At 68.4% G+C, this 17,265-nt stretch carries 19 protein-coding genes and 1 tRNA gene; 7 read left to right on the top strand and 13 right to left on the bottom strand.

Features of this window, described 5'->3' with window-relative positions:
* Positions 1-12: 12 nt before the first annotated feature.
* Entirely contained in the window at positions 13-1,485 is a 1,473-nt protein-coding gene (locus CYU89_RS16385; protein ID WP_296282619.1) for an NAD(P)H-hydrate dehydratase, read from the bottom strand.
* An 85-nt stretch (positions 1,486-1,570) separates the two neighbouring features.
* On the opposite strand from CYU89_RS16385, the gene queG reads away from it, so the two are divergent.
* Entirely contained in the window at positions 1,571-2,644 is a 1,074-nt protein-coding gene (queG, locus tag CYU89_RS16380) for a tRNA epoxyqueuosine(34) reductase QueG (RefSeq protein WP_296282741.1), read from the top strand.
* Between the two features lie 79 nt (positions 2,645-2,723).
* Here queG and pgi read toward each other — a convergent pair whose 3' ends face one another.
* From pgi to pcnB, 6 genes are all read right to left on the bottom strand, one after another.
* Entirely contained in the window at positions 2,724-4,235 is a 1,512-nt protein-coding gene (pgi, locus tag CYU89_RS16375) for a glucose-6-phosphate isomerase (RefSeq protein ID WP_296282618.1), read from the bottom strand.
* A gap of 1 nt (position 4,236) precedes the next feature.
* Positions 4,237-4,617 carry an aspartate 1-decarboxylase gene (gene panD / locus CYU89_RS16370; protein WP_296282617.1) on the bottom strand — a complete coding sequence of 127 codons (381 nt, stop codon included), beginning with the start codon at positions 4,615-4,617 and terminating at the stop codon, positions 4,237-4,239.
* A 61-nt stretch (positions 4,618-4,678) separates the two neighbouring features.
* Positions 4,679-5,521 (bottom strand): pantoate--beta-alanine ligase, encoded by an 843-nt coding sequence (panC, locus tag CYU89_RS16365; RefSeq protein WP_296282616.1) that lies wholly within the window; start codon positions 5,519-5,521, stop codon positions 4,679-4,681.
* Positions 5,522-5,557: 36 nt separating this feature from the next.
* A complete protein-coding gene (gene panB, locus CYU89_RS16360) occupies positions 5,558-6,370 on the bottom strand; it encodes a 3-methyl-2-oxobutanoate hydroxymethyltransferase (RefSeq protein ID WP_296282615.1) in 813 nt (270 codons plus the stop codon).
* A gap of 17 nt (positions 6,371-6,387) precedes the next feature.
* Positions 6,388-6,879: a 2-amino-4-hydroxy-6-hydroxymethyldihydropteridine diphosphokinase gene (folK, locus tag CYU89_RS16355; protein ID WP_296282614.1), complete on the bottom strand. Its 492-nt coding sequence runs from the start codon at positions 6,877-6,879 to the stop codon at positions 6,388-6,390.
* Complete coding sequence (gene pcnB, locus CYU89_RS16350) at positions 6,876-8,234, bottom strand: polynucleotide adenylyltransferase PcnB (RefSeq protein ID WP_296282613.1); 1,359 nt, start codon at positions 8,232-8,234, stop codon at positions 6,876-6,878. The genes folK and pcnB overlap by 4 nt, the downstream gene beginning before the upstream one ends.
* A 74-nt stretch (positions 8,235-8,308) precedes the next feature.
* Between pcnB and CYU89_RS16345 the strand changes: the two genes are divergently transcribed.
* From CYU89_RS16345 to CYU89_RS16335, 3 genes are all read left to right on the top strand, one after another.
* Positions 8,309-8,383, top strand: a tRNA-Glu gene (locus tag CYU89_RS16345).
* Between the two features lie 157 nt (positions 8,384-8,540).
* Complete coding sequence (locus CYU89_RS16340) at positions 8,541-9,206, top strand: response regulator transcription factor (RefSeq protein WP_296282612.1); 666 nt, start codon at positions 8,541-8,543, stop codon at positions 9,204-9,206.
* Positions 9,203-10,582: an ATP-binding protein gene (locus tag CYU89_RS16335; RefSeq protein WP_296282611.1), complete on the top strand. Its 1,380-nt coding sequence runs from the start codon at positions 9,203-9,205 to the stop codon at positions 10,580-10,582. Before CYU89_RS16340 ends, CYU89_RS16335 begins: the two co-directional genes overlap by 4 nt.
* 15 nt (positions 10,583-10,597) lie before the next feature.
* Here the strand turns inward: CYU89_RS16335 and CYU89_RS16330 are convergent, their stop codons facing one another.
* The 4 genes from CYU89_RS16330 to CYU89_RS16315 all read right to left on the bottom strand — a co-directional run bounded on the left by CYU89_RS16330 (position 10,598) and on the right by CYU89_RS16315 (position 13,928).
* The gene (locus tag CYU89_RS16330; RefSeq protein WP_296282610.1) at positions 10,598-11,710 is read right to left on the bottom strand and encodes an MBL fold metallo-hydrolase; all 1,113 of its coding nucleotides are present in this window, start codon (positions 11,708-11,710) and stop codon (positions 10,598-10,600) included.
* On the bottom strand, positions 11,703-12,284 hold the full coding sequence (locus tag CYU89_RS16325) for a GNAT family N-acetyltransferase (RefSeq protein ID WP_296282609.1): 582 nt from the start codon (positions 12,282-12,284) through the stop codon (positions 11,703-11,705). The genes CYU89_RS16330 and CYU89_RS16325 overlap by 8 nt, the downstream gene beginning before the upstream one ends.
* A 29-nt stretch (positions 12,285-12,313) precedes the next feature.
* Entirely contained in the window at positions 12,314-13,120 is an 807-nt protein-coding gene (locus tag CYU89_RS16320; protein WP_296282608.1) for a MipA/OmpV family protein, read from the bottom strand.
* Positions 13,121-13,220: 100 nt separating this feature from the next.
* Positions 13,221-13,928, bottom strand: a complete 708-nt coding sequence (locus tag CYU89_RS16315; RefSeq protein ID WP_296282607.1) for a pirin family protein — start codon at positions 13,926-13,928, stop codon at positions 13,221-13,223.
* Between the two features lie 291 nt (positions 13,929-14,219).
* On the opposite strand from CYU89_RS16315, the gene fdxA reads away from it, so the two are divergent.
* Positions 14,220-14,543, top strand: a complete 324-nt coding sequence (gene fdxA, locus CYU89_RS16310; protein ID WP_296282606.1) for a ferredoxin FdxA — start codon at positions 14,220-14,222, stop codon at positions 14,541-14,543.
* A 77-nt stretch (positions 14,544-14,620) separates the two neighbouring features.
* On the opposite strand, the gene CYU89_RS16305 is transcribed toward fdxA, so the two are convergent.
* Both CYU89_RS16305 and dapA read right to left on the bottom strand, forming a co-directional pair.
* Positions 14,621-15,109 carry a hypothetical protein gene (locus CYU89_RS16305; protein WP_296282605.1) on the bottom strand — a complete coding sequence of 163 codons (489 nt, stop codon included), beginning with the start codon at positions 15,107-15,109 and terminating at the stop codon, positions 14,621-14,623.
* 15 nt (positions 15,110-15,124) lie between these two features.
* On the bottom strand, positions 15,125-16,033 hold the full coding sequence (gene dapA / locus CYU89_RS16300) for a 4-hydroxy-tetrahydrodipicolinate synthase (protein ID WP_296282604.1): 909 nt from the start codon (positions 16,031-16,033) through the stop codon (positions 15,125-15,127).
* A gap of 180 nt (positions 16,034-16,213) precedes the next feature.
* Here dapA and CYU89_RS16295 point away from each other — a divergent pair, with 180 nt between their 5' ends.
* Together CYU89_RS16295 and CYU89_RS16290 are read left to right on the top strand one after the other, a co-directional pair.
* Positions 16,214-16,774 (top strand): glycine cleavage system protein R, encoded by a 561-nt coding sequence (locus CYU89_RS16295; protein ID WP_296282603.1) that lies wholly within the window; start codon positions 16,214-16,216, stop codon positions 16,772-16,774.
* Between the two features lie 2 nt (positions 16,775-16,776).
* Positions 16,777-17,262, top strand: coding sequence for a peroxiredoxin (locus tag CYU89_RS16290; RefSeq protein ID WP_296282602.1), 486 nt, complete (start codon positions 16,777-16,779; stop codon positions 17,260-17,262).
* Positions 17,263-17,265: the final 3 nt, after the last annotated feature.

The following is a 17,265-nucleotide window of genomic DNA, read 5'->3' as shown; positions in this document are numbered from 1 at the left end:
CATGCAAGACACTCAGGGATTGGCCAATCGCCGCAGGTGTGCGAACAGGTCCGAGGGCAGCAACCCCCGCTGACCATCCCACGCCGCGGCGTCCCCGGCCAGCGCATGCAGCAGCGCGCCGGCGCTGGCGGCGTCGAACGCCGCGAGACCCTGCGCCCGCAGTGCGGCGATGACACCGGTCAGGACATCGCCCATGCCGCCCACGGCCATGCCGGGATTGCCGGCGGCGACCACGCGCAACACCCCGTCCGGTGACGCGACGATGGTGCCGGCTCCCTTCAGGACGACCACACTCGCATGACGCTGGGCGATCGCCCGCGCGGTGGCGAAGCGGTCGCGCTGCACGTCGGCCGTGGTGCACGCGAGCAAGCGTGCCGCCTCGCCGGGATGCGGCGTCAGCACGGCATCCTGCAGCCTGTGCGGCGATGTCGCCAGCAGGTTCAGCGCATCGGCATCGATCACAGAGGAGATGTCGTCGCGCATCGCGTGCTGGAACAAGGCGCGCGCCCATTCGCCCTGCCCCAGGCCGGGGCCAACGGCGATCACGCGCGCCCGTTCAAGCAGGGGTACCAGCGCGTCCGTCGATTCGACCGCACGCACCATCGCCTCGGGCCTGCGCGCCAGCAGCGCCGCGACATGCGCCGGCCGCGTCGCCACGCTGACCAGGCCGGCACCCGCGCGCAGTGCGGCTTCGGCACACAGCGCAATCGCGCCCCCGCTGCCTTCGTCGCCGCCGATGCAGAGCACGTGGCCGGACTCACCCTTGTGCGTGTTGCGTCGGCGCGGAAGCAGCCAGCGTGCGAGCGCGTCCTGCTCCAGCAACGATGCCTCCGCGGGAACGCCATCGAATGTCGCGACGGGAATCTCGAGGTCGTCGAACGCGAGTGTGCCCGTGTATTCGAGCGCATCGCCGGTGTACAGGCCTGCATGCCGCACGATGAACTGCAGCGTGCGCGTCGCCAGCACCGCCACGCCGGGCGTACTGCCGCGATCGGCATCCACTCCGCTCGGCACGTCGAGCGCGAACACGGGGGCGGACTGCGCGTTGATCGCGTCGATCAGCGCCTTCGCTTCGTGCTCCGGCGCGCGCGACAGGCCGATACCGAACAGGGCATCCACGATGACATCGGCCTTCGGCAGCGCATCGTCGAAGAGCGTGACCTGCCCACCCGCGGCCACGTAATCGGTGCAGGCGCGTTGTGCGACAGGATTGCCCGGCACGTGCGAACGCAGGTGCACGATCTCGACCGCCCGTCCCGCGCGGCGCGCATGCCGCGCCAGGACATACCCGTCGCCTCCATTGCTGCCGGGTCCGCACACCACGACGATGCGCTGCGCCTCGGGCCAGTGCAGCAACAGGTGCTGCCAGGCTGCCAGGCCGGCGCGCTGCATCAGCACGTAGGCATCGCCGCCGAGTGCCTGCGTGGCGCGCGCATCGAGTGCCCGTGCGGCGTGCGCGGAGTACAGGGGCCAGGTGCCGGACATGCGCGGATTCTAGGTCCGGTCCCGGTTGCGGGGAAGTGAACCTGCGGCCCCCTCCTATAATCCCCCCATGCCCGTTTCCGACCCCATGACACCCGCGCCCGATCCTGACGCGCTCGCCCGGCGCGTACGGGCGCTGGCCCGCGAGTTCGGCTTCCAGCGCTGCGGCATCGCCGGCATCGACCTGCGGGACGACGAACGGCACCTGCGCGACTGGCTGGCGCAGGGACTGTACGGGTCGATGGCATGGATGGCGCAGCATGGCGACAAGCGCTCGCGCCCGCAGGAACTGATCCCCGGCACGCTGCGGGTGATCTCCGTCGGGCTGGACTATGGCCGCAACGACAGCGGCGACCCATGGGACACGCTGCAGGATGGCCAGCGCGCGTACGTGGCGCGCTACGCGCTGGGGCGCGACTACCACAAGCTGATGCGCAACCGCCTGCAGAAGCTCGCCGAACGGCTCCAGCAGGAAGTCGGCGCATTCGGCCATCGCGTGTTCGTCGATTCCGCACCGGTGCTCGAACGCGCCCTCGCGCGCAACGCGGGCCTGGGCTGGATCGGCAAGCACACCTGCCTGATCGACAGGGACGGTGGTTCGTGGTTCTTCCTGGGGGAAATCTATGTCGACCTGCCGTTGCCGATCGATGCGCCGGCGAGTGCGCATTGCGGCACCTGCACACGCTGCATCGACATCTGCCCGACGCAGGCAATCACCGCGCCCTACTGGCTCGATGCGCGACGCTGCATTTCCTACCTTACCATTGAGCACGAGGGTGCGATTCCGGAAGACCTCAGGCCCGCGATCGGCAACCGGATCTTCGGGTGCGACGATTGCCAACTGGTGTGTCCCTGGAACAAGTTCGCCAAGCGCACGGACGAGCCGGACTTCCGCGTGCGCAATGAACTGGACGTGGCGACGTTGCCGCAGCTGTTCGCGTGGAACGAAGACGAGTTCCTGCGCCGTACGGAAGGCTCGGCGATCCGTCGCAGCGGGCATGAACGCTGGCTGCGCAACATCGCGGTGGCGCTGGGCAATGCGCCCACTACGCCCGACGTGCTGACCGCGCTCGAAAGCCGTAGGGAAGACCTGTCCCCGTTGGTACGCGAGCATGTCGCATGGGGATTGGCGCAGCACCGCCTGCCCGTGGGAGCGACGTAAGTCGCGAAGGGCGACAATCCAAAGCTCGCGACTTACGTCGCTCCCACGAACGATGGGCGAAGGCGGTATTGCAGGCAGCTCACCCGCGTGCAGCGATCTCCGCCAGCAGTGCCTGGGTCACCGGATCCTTCGCCTCGGTTTCGCCCTTGAGCGCCGGCAGCAGCCCGTTGGCCAGCTGCTTGCCCAGTTCCACGCCGAACTGGTCGAAGGCGTTGATGCCCCAGAGCACGGACTGGGCATAGACGCTGTGCTCGTACATCGCGATCAGGCCACCGAGCGACTGCGGGGTCAGCGCGTCCAGCAGGATCATCGTTCCGGGACGACCGCCGGCATAGCTGCGATGCGGATCGTCGCTGGCTTGGCCATTGGCGAGCGCTTCGCTCTGCGCGAGCAGGTTGGACATCAGCGCGAGGTGGTTTTCCGCGTATGGGTCGTCGTTGCGCACGGTGCCCACGAAGTCGAGCGGCACGATCTGCGTACCCTGGTGCAGCGCTTGGAAGAAGCTGTGCTGCACGTCGGTACCCGCCCCACCCCACCACACCGGCACGGACTCGACGCCGACCGGGCTGCCATCCAGCTTCACCGACTTGCCCAGGCTCTCCATCACCAGCTGCTGCAGGTACGCCGGCAGCAGCGCCAGGCGCTGGTCGTACGTCATCACGCCCTGGGCCGCATGGCCCAGCACATTGCGGTTCCACACGGCCGTCAGCGCGTGGCGGACGGCGATGTTCTCGGCCAACGGCGCGCCGATGACATGCGCGTCGAAAGCCGATGCGCCCGCCAGCAGTTGCTCGAAACGGTCGAAACCGATCGCCAGCGCGATCGGCAGACCCACCGCCGACCACAGCGAGTAACGGCCGCCCACCCAATCCCACATGGGCAGCACGCGCTCGGACGCGATGTCGAACGCCGCGGCGGCGCGGTCCGGGTTGGCGCTGACGGCGTACAGCCGATCGCTGCCGCCGAGCCAGTCGCGCAGGATGCCGCCGTTGAGCAGCGTCTCCTGCGTACCGAACGTCTTCGAGATCAGGACTGCCGCGGTACGTGCCGGATCCAGCGGTGCCAACGTGCGCTGCGCCGCGGCGCCATCGACGTTGGACAGGAAGTGCACGCGGAACCGACCCGGCAACGGATCGCGCAACGCGTCGGCGACCAGCCTCGGCCCGAGGTCGGACCCGCCGATGCCGACGCTGACGATGTCCGTGACGCCGCTGTCTTCCAGACCCGAGATCAGGGCCGCCATGCGTTGGCGGACATCGAGCGCCGTCGCGTAGGCCTCGCGTGCGACGACCGCGTCCGAGTGGCGTCCGCGCAATGCGGTATGCAGGGCCGCGCGGTCTTCGGTGACGTTGACCTTCTCTCCGTCGAACAAGCGACGAAACGCACCCGCCAGGTCGGCGGAGTTGCCCTGCGCCAGCAGGGCCTGCCAGGCAGCCGCGTCGTACGACTGGCGCGCGAAGTTGAAATACAGGGGACCGGTGCGCAGCGTGTGGGCGGCGATGCGGTCGGGTTCGCGCGCCAGCAGTGCACTCAAGGGCTCCGCACGCAGGCGCGCGGCATGGGACTGCAAAGCGTCGAAACCCTGGCTCATGTCAGGCCGCCTGCTTGGGGATGCTGCGGTTGGTGTGGGTGATGCGGTTCTGGCCGTCCACGTAGACGAGCGTGGGCTGGAACGCATCGGCTTCCTGCTCGCTCATGGAAGCGAACGCGGCGATGATGATCAGGTCCCCGACCTGCACATGGCGGGCTGCACCGCCATTGAGCGACACGATGCCGCTGCCCTCGTCGGCGCGGATCGCGTAGGTGGAGAAGCGCGCCCCGTTGGTGACGTCCCAGATATGGACCTGTTCGAACTCGCGGATGCCCGTGGCCTCCAGCAGTAGGCCATCGATGGCGATGGAACCTTCGTAGTTCAGTTCCGAATGGGTGACGGTCGCGCGGTGGATCTTGGTCTTGAGCAGGCTGAGGTGCATGTCGGCGGCACGAAGAGCGGGAGCGCGAAGTTTATCCCCTCGTGCCGGCCTTGTACCGCGCTCAGAACTCGAGGTTGTCGATCAAGCGCGTGCGCCCCAGCTTCGCTGCGACCAGCGCGACGCGCGCGCCCGCTTCGCCGTCTTCCGGCTCGCTGAGGTCGGGACGGCGGACCACGGTGTAGTCCACTTCGTAACCAATCTCCGCAAGCTGCCGGGCGGCATCGACTTCCACCCGGGCGCGCGGGGTTCCCGCCACCAGGCTTTCGCGCATGGCGATCAGTGTCCGGCGGATCTGCGCCGCGCGCGGACGTTCGTCCGCCGAGAGATACTGGTTGCGCGAGCTCATCGCCAGTCCGTCGGACTCGCGCACGATGCTGCCGGCGAGGATCTGGATCGGGAACGCCAGGTCGGTGACCAGTTGGCGGATCACCGCGAGCTGCTGGTAATCCTTCTTGCCGAAGGCGGCCACGTCGGGCTGTACCTGGTTGAACAGTCGACTGACCACGGTGCATACGCCATCGAAATGCCCCGGGCGGTGCGCGCCTTCCAGCACGCTGCTGACACCGGGTACATGCACGTTGGCCGCGAGGCCGACGCCGAACGGATACATGGACTCCACCGTGGGCAGCCACAGGACATCGCAGCCTGCGCCTTCGAGACCGCTCATGTCCGCCTCGGGCGTGCGCGGATAGCGGGTGAAGTCCTCGTTGGGTCCGAACTGCGTCGGGTTCACGAATACGCTGGACACCACGCGGTCGGCGTACTGCCGCGCCAGCATCACCAGTGAGTAATGCCCGGCATGCAGGTTGCCCATCGTCGGGACGAAACCGACCCGCAGGCCCTGCTGCCTCCATTCCCTGACGCGGGCACGCAGCGCCTCAAGCTCGGTGATGGTCTCGATCATCGTGGCCCCTGGGGCGTGTGGTCGCGCGCGGCGCGGTCAGTAGGAATGGGCATCGTCGGGGAAGGCCCCGCTGCGCACCGCGTCGGCATAGGCGCGTACGGCGCCCGCCACGGAACCGCCTTCGGCAAGGAAATCCTTGACGAACTTCGGCCGTCGATGGCCCGTGTCGAGGCCGAGGAAGTCGTGCAGCACCAGCACTTGCCCATCGCAGCCGGGACCCGCCCCGATGCCGATGGTGGGGATGGCCAGGTCCGCGGTGATCGTGGCGGCCAGCGACGACGGCACGCACTCGAGCACCAGCAACTGCGCGCCGGCGTCCTGGACGGCGCGCGCCTCTTCGCGCAGGCGGACGGCCGCGGCCTCGTCACGCCCCTGCACGCGATAACCGCCGAACTTCAGCACCGACTGCGGGGTCAGGCCCAGGTGCGCGCAGACCGGGATGTCGCGCTCGACCAGGAAGCGGATGACCTCCAGCTTGTGGCCCGCCCCTTCCAGCTTGACCATCTCCGCACCGGCCTGGAGCAGCGCGATGGCGGCATCAAGCGCGCGCTCGGGCGTGGCATCGGACTGGAACGGCAGGTCCGACACCAGCAGGGCGCGATCGAGGCCGCGGGCGACGGCACGCGTGTGGTAGACGATGTCGTCCACGGTCACCGGCAGCGTGGAGTCGTGCCCTTGCACCACCATGCCCAGCGAGTCGCCGATCAACACCAGGTCGATGCCACTCGCATCCAGGACGCGGGCGAAACTGTTGTCGTACGCCGTCAGCATCACCAGCTTGCGACCGTCACGCTTGGCGTCGGCGAGGGCGGGAACGGTCCAGGGCTTGCTGTCGGCGTGGGTGCTCATAGCGCCGCATTATCCACTCATAACGGCTGGATGTTGGACATTTCCAGCACGGACACAGCATCCCGCGCAGCGCCGTAGGCAGGGATACGGGCATCGGGCAGGACGTCCAGCAGCGGCACCAGCGCGAAGGCGCGTTCGTGCAGATGCGGATGCGGCACGCGCAGCCCGGGCTCGTCGATCACCGCGTCGCCGTAGAGCAGCAAGTCCAGGTCCAGCGTGCGCGGGCCCCAGCGCTCGCCTTCGATGCGACGCCGACCGAACCCGGCTTCCACCGCCAGCAGCAGGTCCAGCAGCGCGCGCGGCGGCAGCGAGGTTTCCACCAGTGCGACGGCATTGATGAAGTCGGGCTGGTCTTCCCTTCCCCAGGCCGGCGTGCGGTAGAAGGGCGACACCGCGCGCACGACGATGCCTTCGCGGCCCGCCAACGCAGCCACCGCCTGACGCAGCGTATCGGCCGCATCGCCGAGATTGGCTCCCAGGCCGATGCAGGCCTGGCACGTCGCCGTCATTCCGGCGAGGCGCCGCCCGTGCGTCGGCGGCGACGGCGGCGACGCTTCGACGGGGCCGCATCATCATCGTCGCCGAAGGCGTCGGTCGACGCGGCGACACCGAGCGTGGCGGCGAGCTCTTCACCGGACTGCGTCTGCGCTTCGCGCCAGAACGCCACGTCCTCGGCATGCTCCGGCGACGCGGCGAGGCGCAGCACGAGGAAATCGAACGCGGCCCGGAACCGCGGATGCGTCAAAAGGCGCGTCACCCGCTTGCGCTGGCGGTTGCCGAACCGGGTCTGCAACAGCCAGATCTCCTGCATCGGCAACGAGAAGCGGCGCGGCAGGGCCACCGTGTTCAACTGGTGCAGGGTCACCCGATCGGCGGCGCGACGCTGCGCTTCCTCCGCCTGCACGCCCTGGGCCTGCAGCCCCATCAGGGCGCGGCAGTACGCCGGCCACAGCAGCAACGCGAACAGGAAGGCCGGCGATACCGGTTCCTCATTGGCCACGCGCTGGTCGGTGCCGGTCAGCCCCGCGAGTACCATGCGACGCAACGCGCCGCTGCGATTGGACGCCAGCGCGGCGGCGGTTTCGGGGAAGAGCACCTTCAGCAGGCCGAAGCGCTCCAGCCCCTCGAAGCTCGCCACGCCATGCCCGGACAGGAACAGCTTGAGGATCTCCTCGAACAGCCGCGCCGGCGCGGCCTCGGCCAGCAGCGGCGCCAGTGGCGCGATCGGCGCGGCGGTATCGGCATCGATCTCGAAGCCCAGCTTGGCCGCCAGGCGGACCGCCCGCAGCATGCGCACGGGATCCTCGCGATAACGCTGTTCCGGATCGCCGATCAGCTTCAGCCGTCGCGCCATCGTGTCTTCGAAGCCGCCGACATAGTCGCGGACCGAAAAGTCGTCGATGGCGTAATAGAGCGCGTTGGCCGTGAAATCGCGGCGCACCGCATCGTCTTCGACGGTGCCGTAGACGTTGTCGCGGACCAGCCTGCCGTTGTCCATCTCGCGGTCGCCGCTGCCGTCGTCGACATTGGCGCGGAAGGTGGCGACCTCGATGATCTCGCGCCCGAAGACCACGTGCGCCAGGCGGAACCGGCGCCCGATCAGCCGGCAGTTGCGGAACTGCTGGCGCACCTGTTCCGGCGTGGCGTCGGTCGCCACATCGAAATCCTTGGGGTGGCCGCCGACCAGCAGGTCGCGCACCGCGCCACCGACCAGGTACGCCTGGAAACCGGCATCCCGCAGGCGGTAGAGCACGCGCAGCGCGTTCGGGCTGATGTCCTTGCGCGAAATGGTGTGCTGGTCGCGCGGGATGGTTCGCAGAGCGGTGACGGGCGTAATAGCGGCAGTTCCATGCAGGAGGGTCACGCGGCCGGCGGGGTGGATTGCCCTCGACCTGACCGCCACCTATACTAATCCGCTACGCCGGTTTCACCAAAAACGCTCCCTTCGTCTAGTGGTTAGGACGTGGCCCTCTCAAGGCTAAAACAGGGGTTCGAGTCCCCTAGGGAGCGCCATCCGGTCGAGGTTGCGGGTTGAGATCCGCGACAGGTGGACTGCCAGGACCCCGCTACGGCGGGGTTTTGCGTTTGCAGGGGCCGGCACGGACGCATTAAAGACGGTTTAATCGCGTCGTCCTAGCATGATCGCCCCATATCCCGCCGAGGCCCGCCCGTGTCGCGCCTGCTCCTGGTTGAAGACGATCGCATGCTCGGCGATGCCCTGGCCGCCGCCCTGGCCCAGGACGGCTGGTCCATCGACCGCGCCGAAGACGGCGCATCCGCACGCCTGGCGCTGGTCGACCACGGCTACACCGCGGTCCTGCTGGACTTGGGGTTGCCGCGCGGCTCGGGACTGGACGTACTGGCGGCACTGCGCCAGCGCTACGACACCACCCCCGTGCTGATCATCACGGCACGCGACCAGCTCAGCGACCGCGTGCGTGGACTGGATGCCGGCGCCGACGACTACATCGTCAAGCCGTTCGAAGCCGGGGAACTCAGCGCTCGCCTGCGTGCGGTGGTGCGCCGCACGCAGGGTCGCGTGGCGCCGGTGCTGCGCCATGGCGACATCGTGCTGGATCCTGCCGACCGCTCGGTGCGACTGGGCGACCGGCCGGTGCGACTGGGTGTACACGAGTACCGCACCCTGCTCGCCCTGATGGAGCGGCCGGGCCGCGTGATCGCGCGCGATACGCTGGAATCCTTGGTGTACGGCGGCGAAGGGTCGATCGAGAGCAACACCATCGCGGTCTACATCCACCAGCTGCGCAGGAAACTGGGAGACGGCGTGATCACGACCGTGCATGGCTTCGGCTACCGGCTGGGAGAGGGTGAATGAGCCACTCGCTGAAGTCGAAACTGCTGTTGGCGGTGATGACGCCGCTCGCGCTGGGATGGGCCGGATGGCTCGGCAGCCAGCACTTCCAGATGACGCGTCAGCAGCAGGGCCACGACGACCTGTTCCTGCAGGAGGTCAGCGAACAGATCCTGTTGTCCATGCCGAGCAACCTCGACGCGCTGGACGACGGCCCGCGTCTTCACCTGCCCCCCCGGGCCGGCCCGGCGGGCAAGAAGAAGAAATTCGACACGCTGCGCTACCAAGTGTGGATCCTCGGCCGGCGCACGCCCGTGGTGGCGTCGGATGGCGCACCGATGCAGCCGCTGCGCGCGGACTTCAAGTCCGGTTTCGTGGTGAGCGAGGTCGCGGGCGAACCGTGGCGCGTCTATGCCGCCACCGATGCCAGCGGCCGCATCCAGGTGCAGTCCGGCATGTCGCAGTCGGCGATGAAGGCCGAACTCGCGCACTGGGTGAAGATCAGCCTGTGGAGCGGCATCGGCATCCTGCTCGTGCTCGGGGCCATCGTGGGCCTGGCCATCCACTGGAGCCTGCGTCCGATGAACCGCCTGCGCCGCGAGATGGCGCAGCGCGAGCCTCACGACCTTGCTCCCCTGCCCGCCTCCGGGCTGCCGCGCGAGATCCGGCCACTGGTGGATTCGTTCAACCTGTTGCTCGAACGCCTGTCGGAGGCGATGCGTGGCGAACGCCAGTTCCTGGCCGATGCCGCGCACGAGTTGCGGACGCCGCTGGCTGCGCTGCTGACGCAGACGCAGGTCGCCATGCGCGCCGGCAGCCAGGCGGACGCGCAGGCCGCGCTGGCCCAGCTGGCGCATGGCATCCAGCGCACGTCGCGGCTGGCGCAGCAGCTGCTCGACTCGGCACGCGTGGACGCGTCGCCGCTGCGCGAGGACCGACCCGTCGTCGCGCTCCCCGACGTGGTGACGATGGTCGCGCGCGAGTTCGAATCGATGGCGAGCCGCCGGCAGCAGACGCTCGCCCTCCATGCCGAGCCCGCCAGCGTGCGGGGCGACCTCGACGATCTCGGCATCCTGGTGCGCAACCTGCTGGACAACGCAGTCCGCTACGGCGGCGACAGCGCGCGCATCGAGATCGCCTGCGGCACCGACGACGGAGGCGCGACCGCCTGGGTCAGGGTGCGGGACAACGGCCCCGGCGTGCCCGCCGACGAGCGCGAACGCATCTTCGAGCGCTTCTTCCGGGGCAGCCAGGGCAATGGCGAACGCGGCAGCGGCATCGGCCTGTCGCTGGTCGACCGCATCGCACGCGCACACGATGCGCGCATCACGGTGGAAGACGGCATCGCCGGACGGGGATTCGGTTGCCGCGTCGCGTTCCGCGCGGCACCCGACGCCTGATTCGGCGACGCGGCGCTATTCGCCGCGCCACCACGGTTGCGTGTCGGCGGGCCGCACGATCGACAGCGGTTGGCCGATCACCGGAGTGGCGATGGCGACCCCTGCGTCCTGCGACAGGGCGTACAGCGTTTCCATGGGTTCGCTCCAGCCATGGAAGGCCAGGTCGAAGGTGCTGTTGTGGATGGGCACCAGCGATCGGCCGCCCAGATCGCGATGCGCCTGCAGCGTCTGCGCGGGCAGCATGTGTACGTCCTGCCAGCGGCGGTCGTAGGCGCCGCACTCCAGCAAGGTGATGTCGAACGGCCCCAGGCGCTCGCCGATGGTGCGGAAACCGTCGAAGTAGCCGGTATCGCCACTGAAAAATACCTTCAACTCGTCCGTCCTTATCACCCACGACGCCCACAGCGTGGCGTTGCGGTCCGACAGCGTGCGGCCGGAGAAATGCTGCGACGGCGTCGCCGTGAAGCGCACGCCATCGCGTTCCACTTCGTCCCACCAGTCGAGCTGGCGCACCTTGTCGCGGGGCACGCCCCACCCGACCAGCCGGTCGCCCACGCCGAGCGGCGTCAGGAACACCTCCGTCTTCGCCGCCAGCGCGCGCACGGTGTCGCGGTCCAGATGGTCGTAGTGATCGTGCGACAACACCACGGCCGCCAGCGGCGGCAATGCATCGAGGGCGATGGGCGGCGCGTGGAAGCGCTTGGGACCCGCCCACTGGACGGGCGAGGCGCGCTCGGAGAACACCGGATCGGTCAGCCAGAACCGGCCGCCGAGCTTCAGCAGGACGGTCGAATGTCCGAGCCGGTACAGCGTGCCGTCCGCCGCGTCGTCCAACTGCGCACGGGACAGCGACTGGACCGGAATGGCGCCCCTCGGCACGGTACCGGCCGGTTTGCCGCCGACCAGGAAGTCCCACCAGAGCTTGCCGGTATCGCGCCAACCGAGCGCACGCGGCTTGCGTTCGTTCTGGAAGCCGTCCTCGCCGAACTGCGGCGATTGCGGGTAGGACAGCGTGGCGCAGCCGGACAGGCCCGCGTAGGCGAAGGCCGTGGCGGACACGCAGGCCGCCGCCGCGATGCGCTTCAGGCGTTTTCCCCGGCGAGGCATCGGGGTGGACGGGTCAGCCATCGTGGCCGCTCCTCGACGTGGGGAATACGTACTGGACCATCGTGGCCGCACCGGCCTGCCCGGGCAGCATGATCTGGACATCGCCCTGCCCCACGGGCACCTGCCAGCGGAGATCGACGCAGCCGAGCTGCGATGCCGTGCGACGCGCTTCGGCGAGCAACTGCGTGGCGACGTCCGAGGGGCGCGCGCTGGCGGGTACGAAGAGCGCTTCGAGATTGAGGTAATACGCCCGGTCGAGCATCGAGAATCCCACCGTGGCGAAGGCATAACCCGCGGGCTCCCGGCGGCGCTCCGCGATCCACGCCCACGCGCGCAGCGGCGGTTCGAACAAGGCTTCCATCAGCTCCAGCACGCCGGCACCGGCGCGGGTACCAGAGGTTTCGGGCAGTTCCGCCCGCTGGCGGTCGCACAGTTGCATCAGCACTGCGGCGTGCGCCCGGGTGACGCGACGGATATCGATGTCGTCATCGGCCGATGCGTGGCTCCACGGCGGATCCTGCGGTGCGGGAAGGTGGGCCACGGGTACCGGGCGAAACAATGTCGCCGTCCCCGCGCGCGAAAGTCGTGCATTCATGGGAGCTCCAAGGGTTAGGGAAACAGCGATCAGAATCCGCGCGAGATGCCGACGAAGAGCGACGTGCTGCGGTCCTTGCCCTCCTCGACCAACGGGCTGTCCTGCAGCGCGTCGGGCAAGGCCCGGTATTCCACGTTGCCCACCAGCGCCCAGCGTCTGGCGAAGGGATGGACCAGGGTCAGGCTGGCGCGCGGCACCGTGGCCGCACCGGGACGGTAGGCCGCCACGCCGCGTGCGACCTCTTCATCGAGGATGCCGTAGTAGTAGTCCGCCAGGTCCGCCGACAGGCGGATGGCGCCCACCGAAGGCACCAGGGTCGTGCGACCGAGCGCCAGCGGATAGCTGTAGTCGAGGGCGACCGCGTAGCCGTCGCTGGTACCGGTCACATCGACGCGCGCGTCCAGGTCGAGCTTGCCGCCCGCCCCCTTCCAGCTCGCGCCGACGCCGATGTCGACACTGTCGTCGCGATCGGACAGCAGCCGGCGGTCCACGCCGCGACGCGCGAGTTCGGCGGTGCCGAAGTCATCGGCATCCAGCCCATCCAGACGACCCGCGATGAAGGTGCGCAGTTCGAAACGATCGTCCACGTGGACGCGGTAGCCCAGTGCCGCGCCACGCAGGTAGACACGTTCGCCATCGTAGGCGAGGTTGGGATACACGCGCGTGCGTGTGCCTTCGCCCGCGTACTCGCTGTCGCGGTGCACGACGGCCAGGCCGGCGCTCCAGCGCGACGGCAACTGGTCCTGCGCCTTGGCATCGGTGCGCTCGACGACCTGGGCGAACGCGGAGAAGGGCAACAGCAGCAACAGCGGTGTGCAGGCACGCAGCAGACTCATGGAAACCTCGGCGGTGGGGGACCGGATTGCCCGGCCCGCCCATGCTCGCGCGGGATGTTTAAGAACTCCTTAAGTCACCGCGCGTCCACTGCACCTCGCCTCATTGCATCCGCGGAAGGTCGAACACCAGCACCTCGGCACCGATGCCGCGTTCGATGGTGACCAGCGGCTCCGCGTCGTACAGCAGTGCATCACCCGCCTTCAGGGGCTTCCCGTTGACGGTCGCCTCGCCACGCGCCACATGCACGTAGCCGAGCCGACCGTCGGCGAGCGGCAGTTCGGCCTTCTCGCTGCCATCGAACAGACCGACATACATGCGCGCATCCTGGTGGATGCGGACCGACCCATCGGCGCCATCGGGACTGACCGCCAGGCGCAGGCGGCCCTGCTTGTCGGTTGCGGGAAAGGATTTCTCCTCGTACGACGGCTCGACGCCCTGCCGATCGGGAATGATCCAGATCTGCAGGAAGTGCGTGGCACCGGACGCGTTGTAATTGAACTCGGAGTGCTGCACGCCGGTGCCGGCGCTCATGCGCTGCACATCACCGGGCACGATGCTGGAGCTGTTGCCCATCGAGTCCTTGTGGCCCAGCGCGCCTTCCAGCACGTAGCTGATGATTTCCATGTCGCGGTGGCCGTGTTCGCCGAAGCCGCGCCCGGCGGCCACGCGATCCTCGTTGATGACGCGCAACGGGCCCCAGTGGACGTGCTTGTCATCGAAGTAGTTGGCGAAGGAGAAGCTGTGCCAGGAATCCAGCCAACCGTGATTGGCATGGCCGCGGGCCTCGGCAGGGCGGAGGGTGATCATGGCGAAACTCCTTGGGTGGTGGACAGGGTACGAAGCTTGGGCGCTATCAAAAATGGAATAAACCCAGCCAATCTCAATTATTTGTCCTATTTTTGAACTTAATTGGATTCGAAACCCGCAATACCGCCGACGGATGGGACGACGCCCGATGCACGGTCGAAGCGGTACAGGGTCGGGGCTACGTCATTGTGTCGCGATGAAGTGCGCATCACGCGGACGCCTGCCTGCATTCGCGCCACGACGGGCCGGCTGCATTAAACTTGCGCGGTTCCCGCTCGAGCGCTCGTCTTCATGCCCTTCGTCGTCACCGAAAACTGCATCAAGTGCAAGTACACCGACTGCGTGGAGGTCTGTCCGGTGGACTGTTTCCACGAAGGGCCGAACTTCCTGGTGATCGATCCGGACGAATGCATCGACTGCACGCTGTGCGAGCCGGAATGCCCCATCAATGCCATCTATCCCGAGGACGACGTGCCGGCGGGACAGGAGGGCTACGTGGCGCTGAACGCCGAACTCTCGCGCGCCTGGCCGGTGATCACCACCCGCAAGGAGCCGTTGCCGGACGCCAAGGAGTGGGAAGGAAAGCCCGGCAAGTTGCCGCTGCTGGAGCGCTGACCGCGCGGCATGGCGGAACGCCTCCCATGAAAAAGGGCGCCTTGCGGCGCCCTTCTCGCATGTCGCGGCGGATGCGATCAGCCGCCCAGCTTCGCCTTCAATGCCGCAAGCAGCTTGGTCGCGGCCGGCGACGTCGCCGGCAGGCCGCGCGGATCGACCGCCGATACGTACGCGCCCGCGTCCACCGCCGACACGCGCACCAGGAAGCTTGCGCCCTCGTAGCTCACGTCATAGGTCCCCAGCAGCTGCGCGCGGCTCGCGATGGTCACGCCTTCGACGCCGGCAAGCGCTTCACCGACGCGGGTGAAGGCGTCGTCGCGTGAGCCGGCCACACTGAACCCACCGGCGGTCGGGGCGTTGGACGACGTGGGCTGGCTGGCGGCCGGCACCTGCATGGCGCCGCTGGTGTTGGGCAGGTTCAGGTCCGGCGGCACTTCCAGCGGACGGGCTTCCGGCGCCAGCGCATAGTCGCCCCGCGCACCCTTCTTGAACCACGAGCAGCCGGCGACGGAGACGACCAGCAGCACGAGGGCAAGCGGACGCACGAGGGAAGACGAAAGACGCATGAGGTTCTCCTGGGTTCAGGCCGCGAGGGTATCGCGGCTGGATTGTGCTTCCAGCGCCTGCGCCACGGCGGCGAGGCGATCGGCGGTATCGGCATGGGCGGCGGACAGCGCGAGCAGCGGCAGGCGCAGGCCGTGGCCGAACCCCGCACGCTGCAGCAACGCCTTCACCGGAATGGGATTGGATTCGACGCCGAGGAAGGCGTAGATCTCCTGCAGCTGCGCGTCCAGCGCTGACGCGGCCGCGGCATCACCGGCGCGCGCCACGTCGCACAGGCGGCGGAACGTGCGCGGCAACGCATTGGACCCGACGGAGATCAGGCCATCGGCTCCGGCCAGCATCGCGCGCGACGCGGTCGGGTCGTCGCCACTCAGGATCGCGAAGCCCGGCGTGCGCAGCGCCAGCAGTGCGGACATGCGCTCGGGCTCGGAACGCGCTTCCTTGATGCCGACGATGTTCGGGTGGTCGACGAGTTCGGCGACCGTTTCCGGCAGCAGGTCGCAGCCGGTCCGGCCCGGCACGTTGTAGAGAACGACCGGCAGGCCGCCCTGGTCGGCGACGGCGCGATAGTGGGCCACCAGGCCTGCCTGCGTCGGCCGGACATAGGGCGGCGTCACCACCAGCGCGAACTGCGCGCCGCCCGCGGCCGCACGGCGGGTCGCCGCGATGGTCCTGGCGGTATTCATCTGGCCGGTGCCGGCCAGCACGGGAAGGCGCCCACGCATCTCTTCCACCGCGATGCGCAGGACCGTGTCGTACTCGTCGTCGGACAACGCCGCCGCTTCGCCGGTCGAACCCGCCACCACCACGCCCTGCGTGCCGCCGTCGAGCTGCTGTTTCAGCAGCGCGCGCCAGGCGTGCAGGTCGAGTTCGCCCGACGCCGAAAACGGCGTGGCCAGTGCGGTGATGCTGCCGGAAAGGTGCAAGGGGAGGCTCTCGGTGGGGATCCGGCGCACCGGAAGCGCCCGTGAGCGCGGTCGTCCCGGTCCGCCTGCAATGTCGGCCGCATGTTACTTGCGGGCTCAAAGGGCGGGCAAGTATGCTGCCTGCGTCGTCGGGCCGCTGCCCGGCCGCCATTCAGCCTGACCGCAACGCCGGAAGCTCTCTTGACCGATTCCACGCCCCGGCCTTCGCCGACCGAAAACCACCTCCTGATCACCGCCTATACGACGCATCCGGAATCGCCGCTCCTGTCGGTGACGCGCCGGATCGCCGACAGCGGCTGCAATCTGGTGGACGCGCGGCTGTCCACGGTGGGCCGCGACGTGTCGGTGACCGCGCTCGCGACCGGGTCCTGGGACGCGGTGGCGAAGCTGGAAGCCATGCTGTCGCGGCTCGAGCGCGACGACGGCCTGAAGCTGGTGTTCTACCGCACCGGGCCGAAGGTGGTGCAATCCAACCTGCTGCCGTACATCGTGGAAGTGGTGGCCGCCGACAAGTCTGGCATCCTGTTCCAGCTGGCGGATTTCTTCGACCGCCAGGGGATCACCATCGAGAACCTGCAGAGCACGCGCTACCGCGCGATGCAGACCGGGGCGGAGATGTTCTCGGCGCAGGTCACCATCGGCGTGCCGGCCAACATGCACATCGCCGCGCTGCGCGACGATTTCCTCGAATTCTGCGACCATCTGAACCTGGACGCGATCATGGATCCGATGAAGTTCTGACGATGACGGCGAAAAGCGCGAAAGCCCTGCCCAAATCGACACTGAAACTGCCGCTGGCCCTGTCTGGCGGCGAGACCGCCACCCTCGCCGACTACGCCGGCCGATGGCTGGTGCTCTACTTCTATCCGAAGGACAGCACTCCCGGCTGCACCACCGAGGGTCTGGACTTCAACGCGCTGCTGCCGAAGTTCGCCAAGCTCGACGCCACCGTATTGGGCGTCTCGCGCGACTCGGTGAAATCGCACGACAACTTCTGCGCCAAGCAGGGCTTCAGGTTCCCGCTGGTGAGCGACGCCGACGAAGCGCTGTGCAAGGCCTTCGACGTGATCCACGAGAAGAACATGTATGGCCGCAAGGTGCTGGGCGTGGTGCGCAGCACCTTCCTGATCTCGCCGGACGGCCGCATCGTGCAGGAGTGGCGCGGCGTGAAGGTTCCCGGCCATGCCGACGCCGTGCTGGACGCGCTGAAGGCCCACCAGGCCCAGTGACGA

Source organism: Pseudoxanthomonas sp. (assembly GCF_002863005.1).
In the GTDB taxonomy this organism is placed as follows: Bacteria; Pseudomonadota; Gammaproteobacteria; order Xanthomonadales; family Xanthomonadaceae; genus Pseudoxanthomonas_A.
The sequence above is the reverse complement of the archived record's forward strand: the minus strand, read 5'-3'. Positions and strand labels throughout refer to the sequence as shown.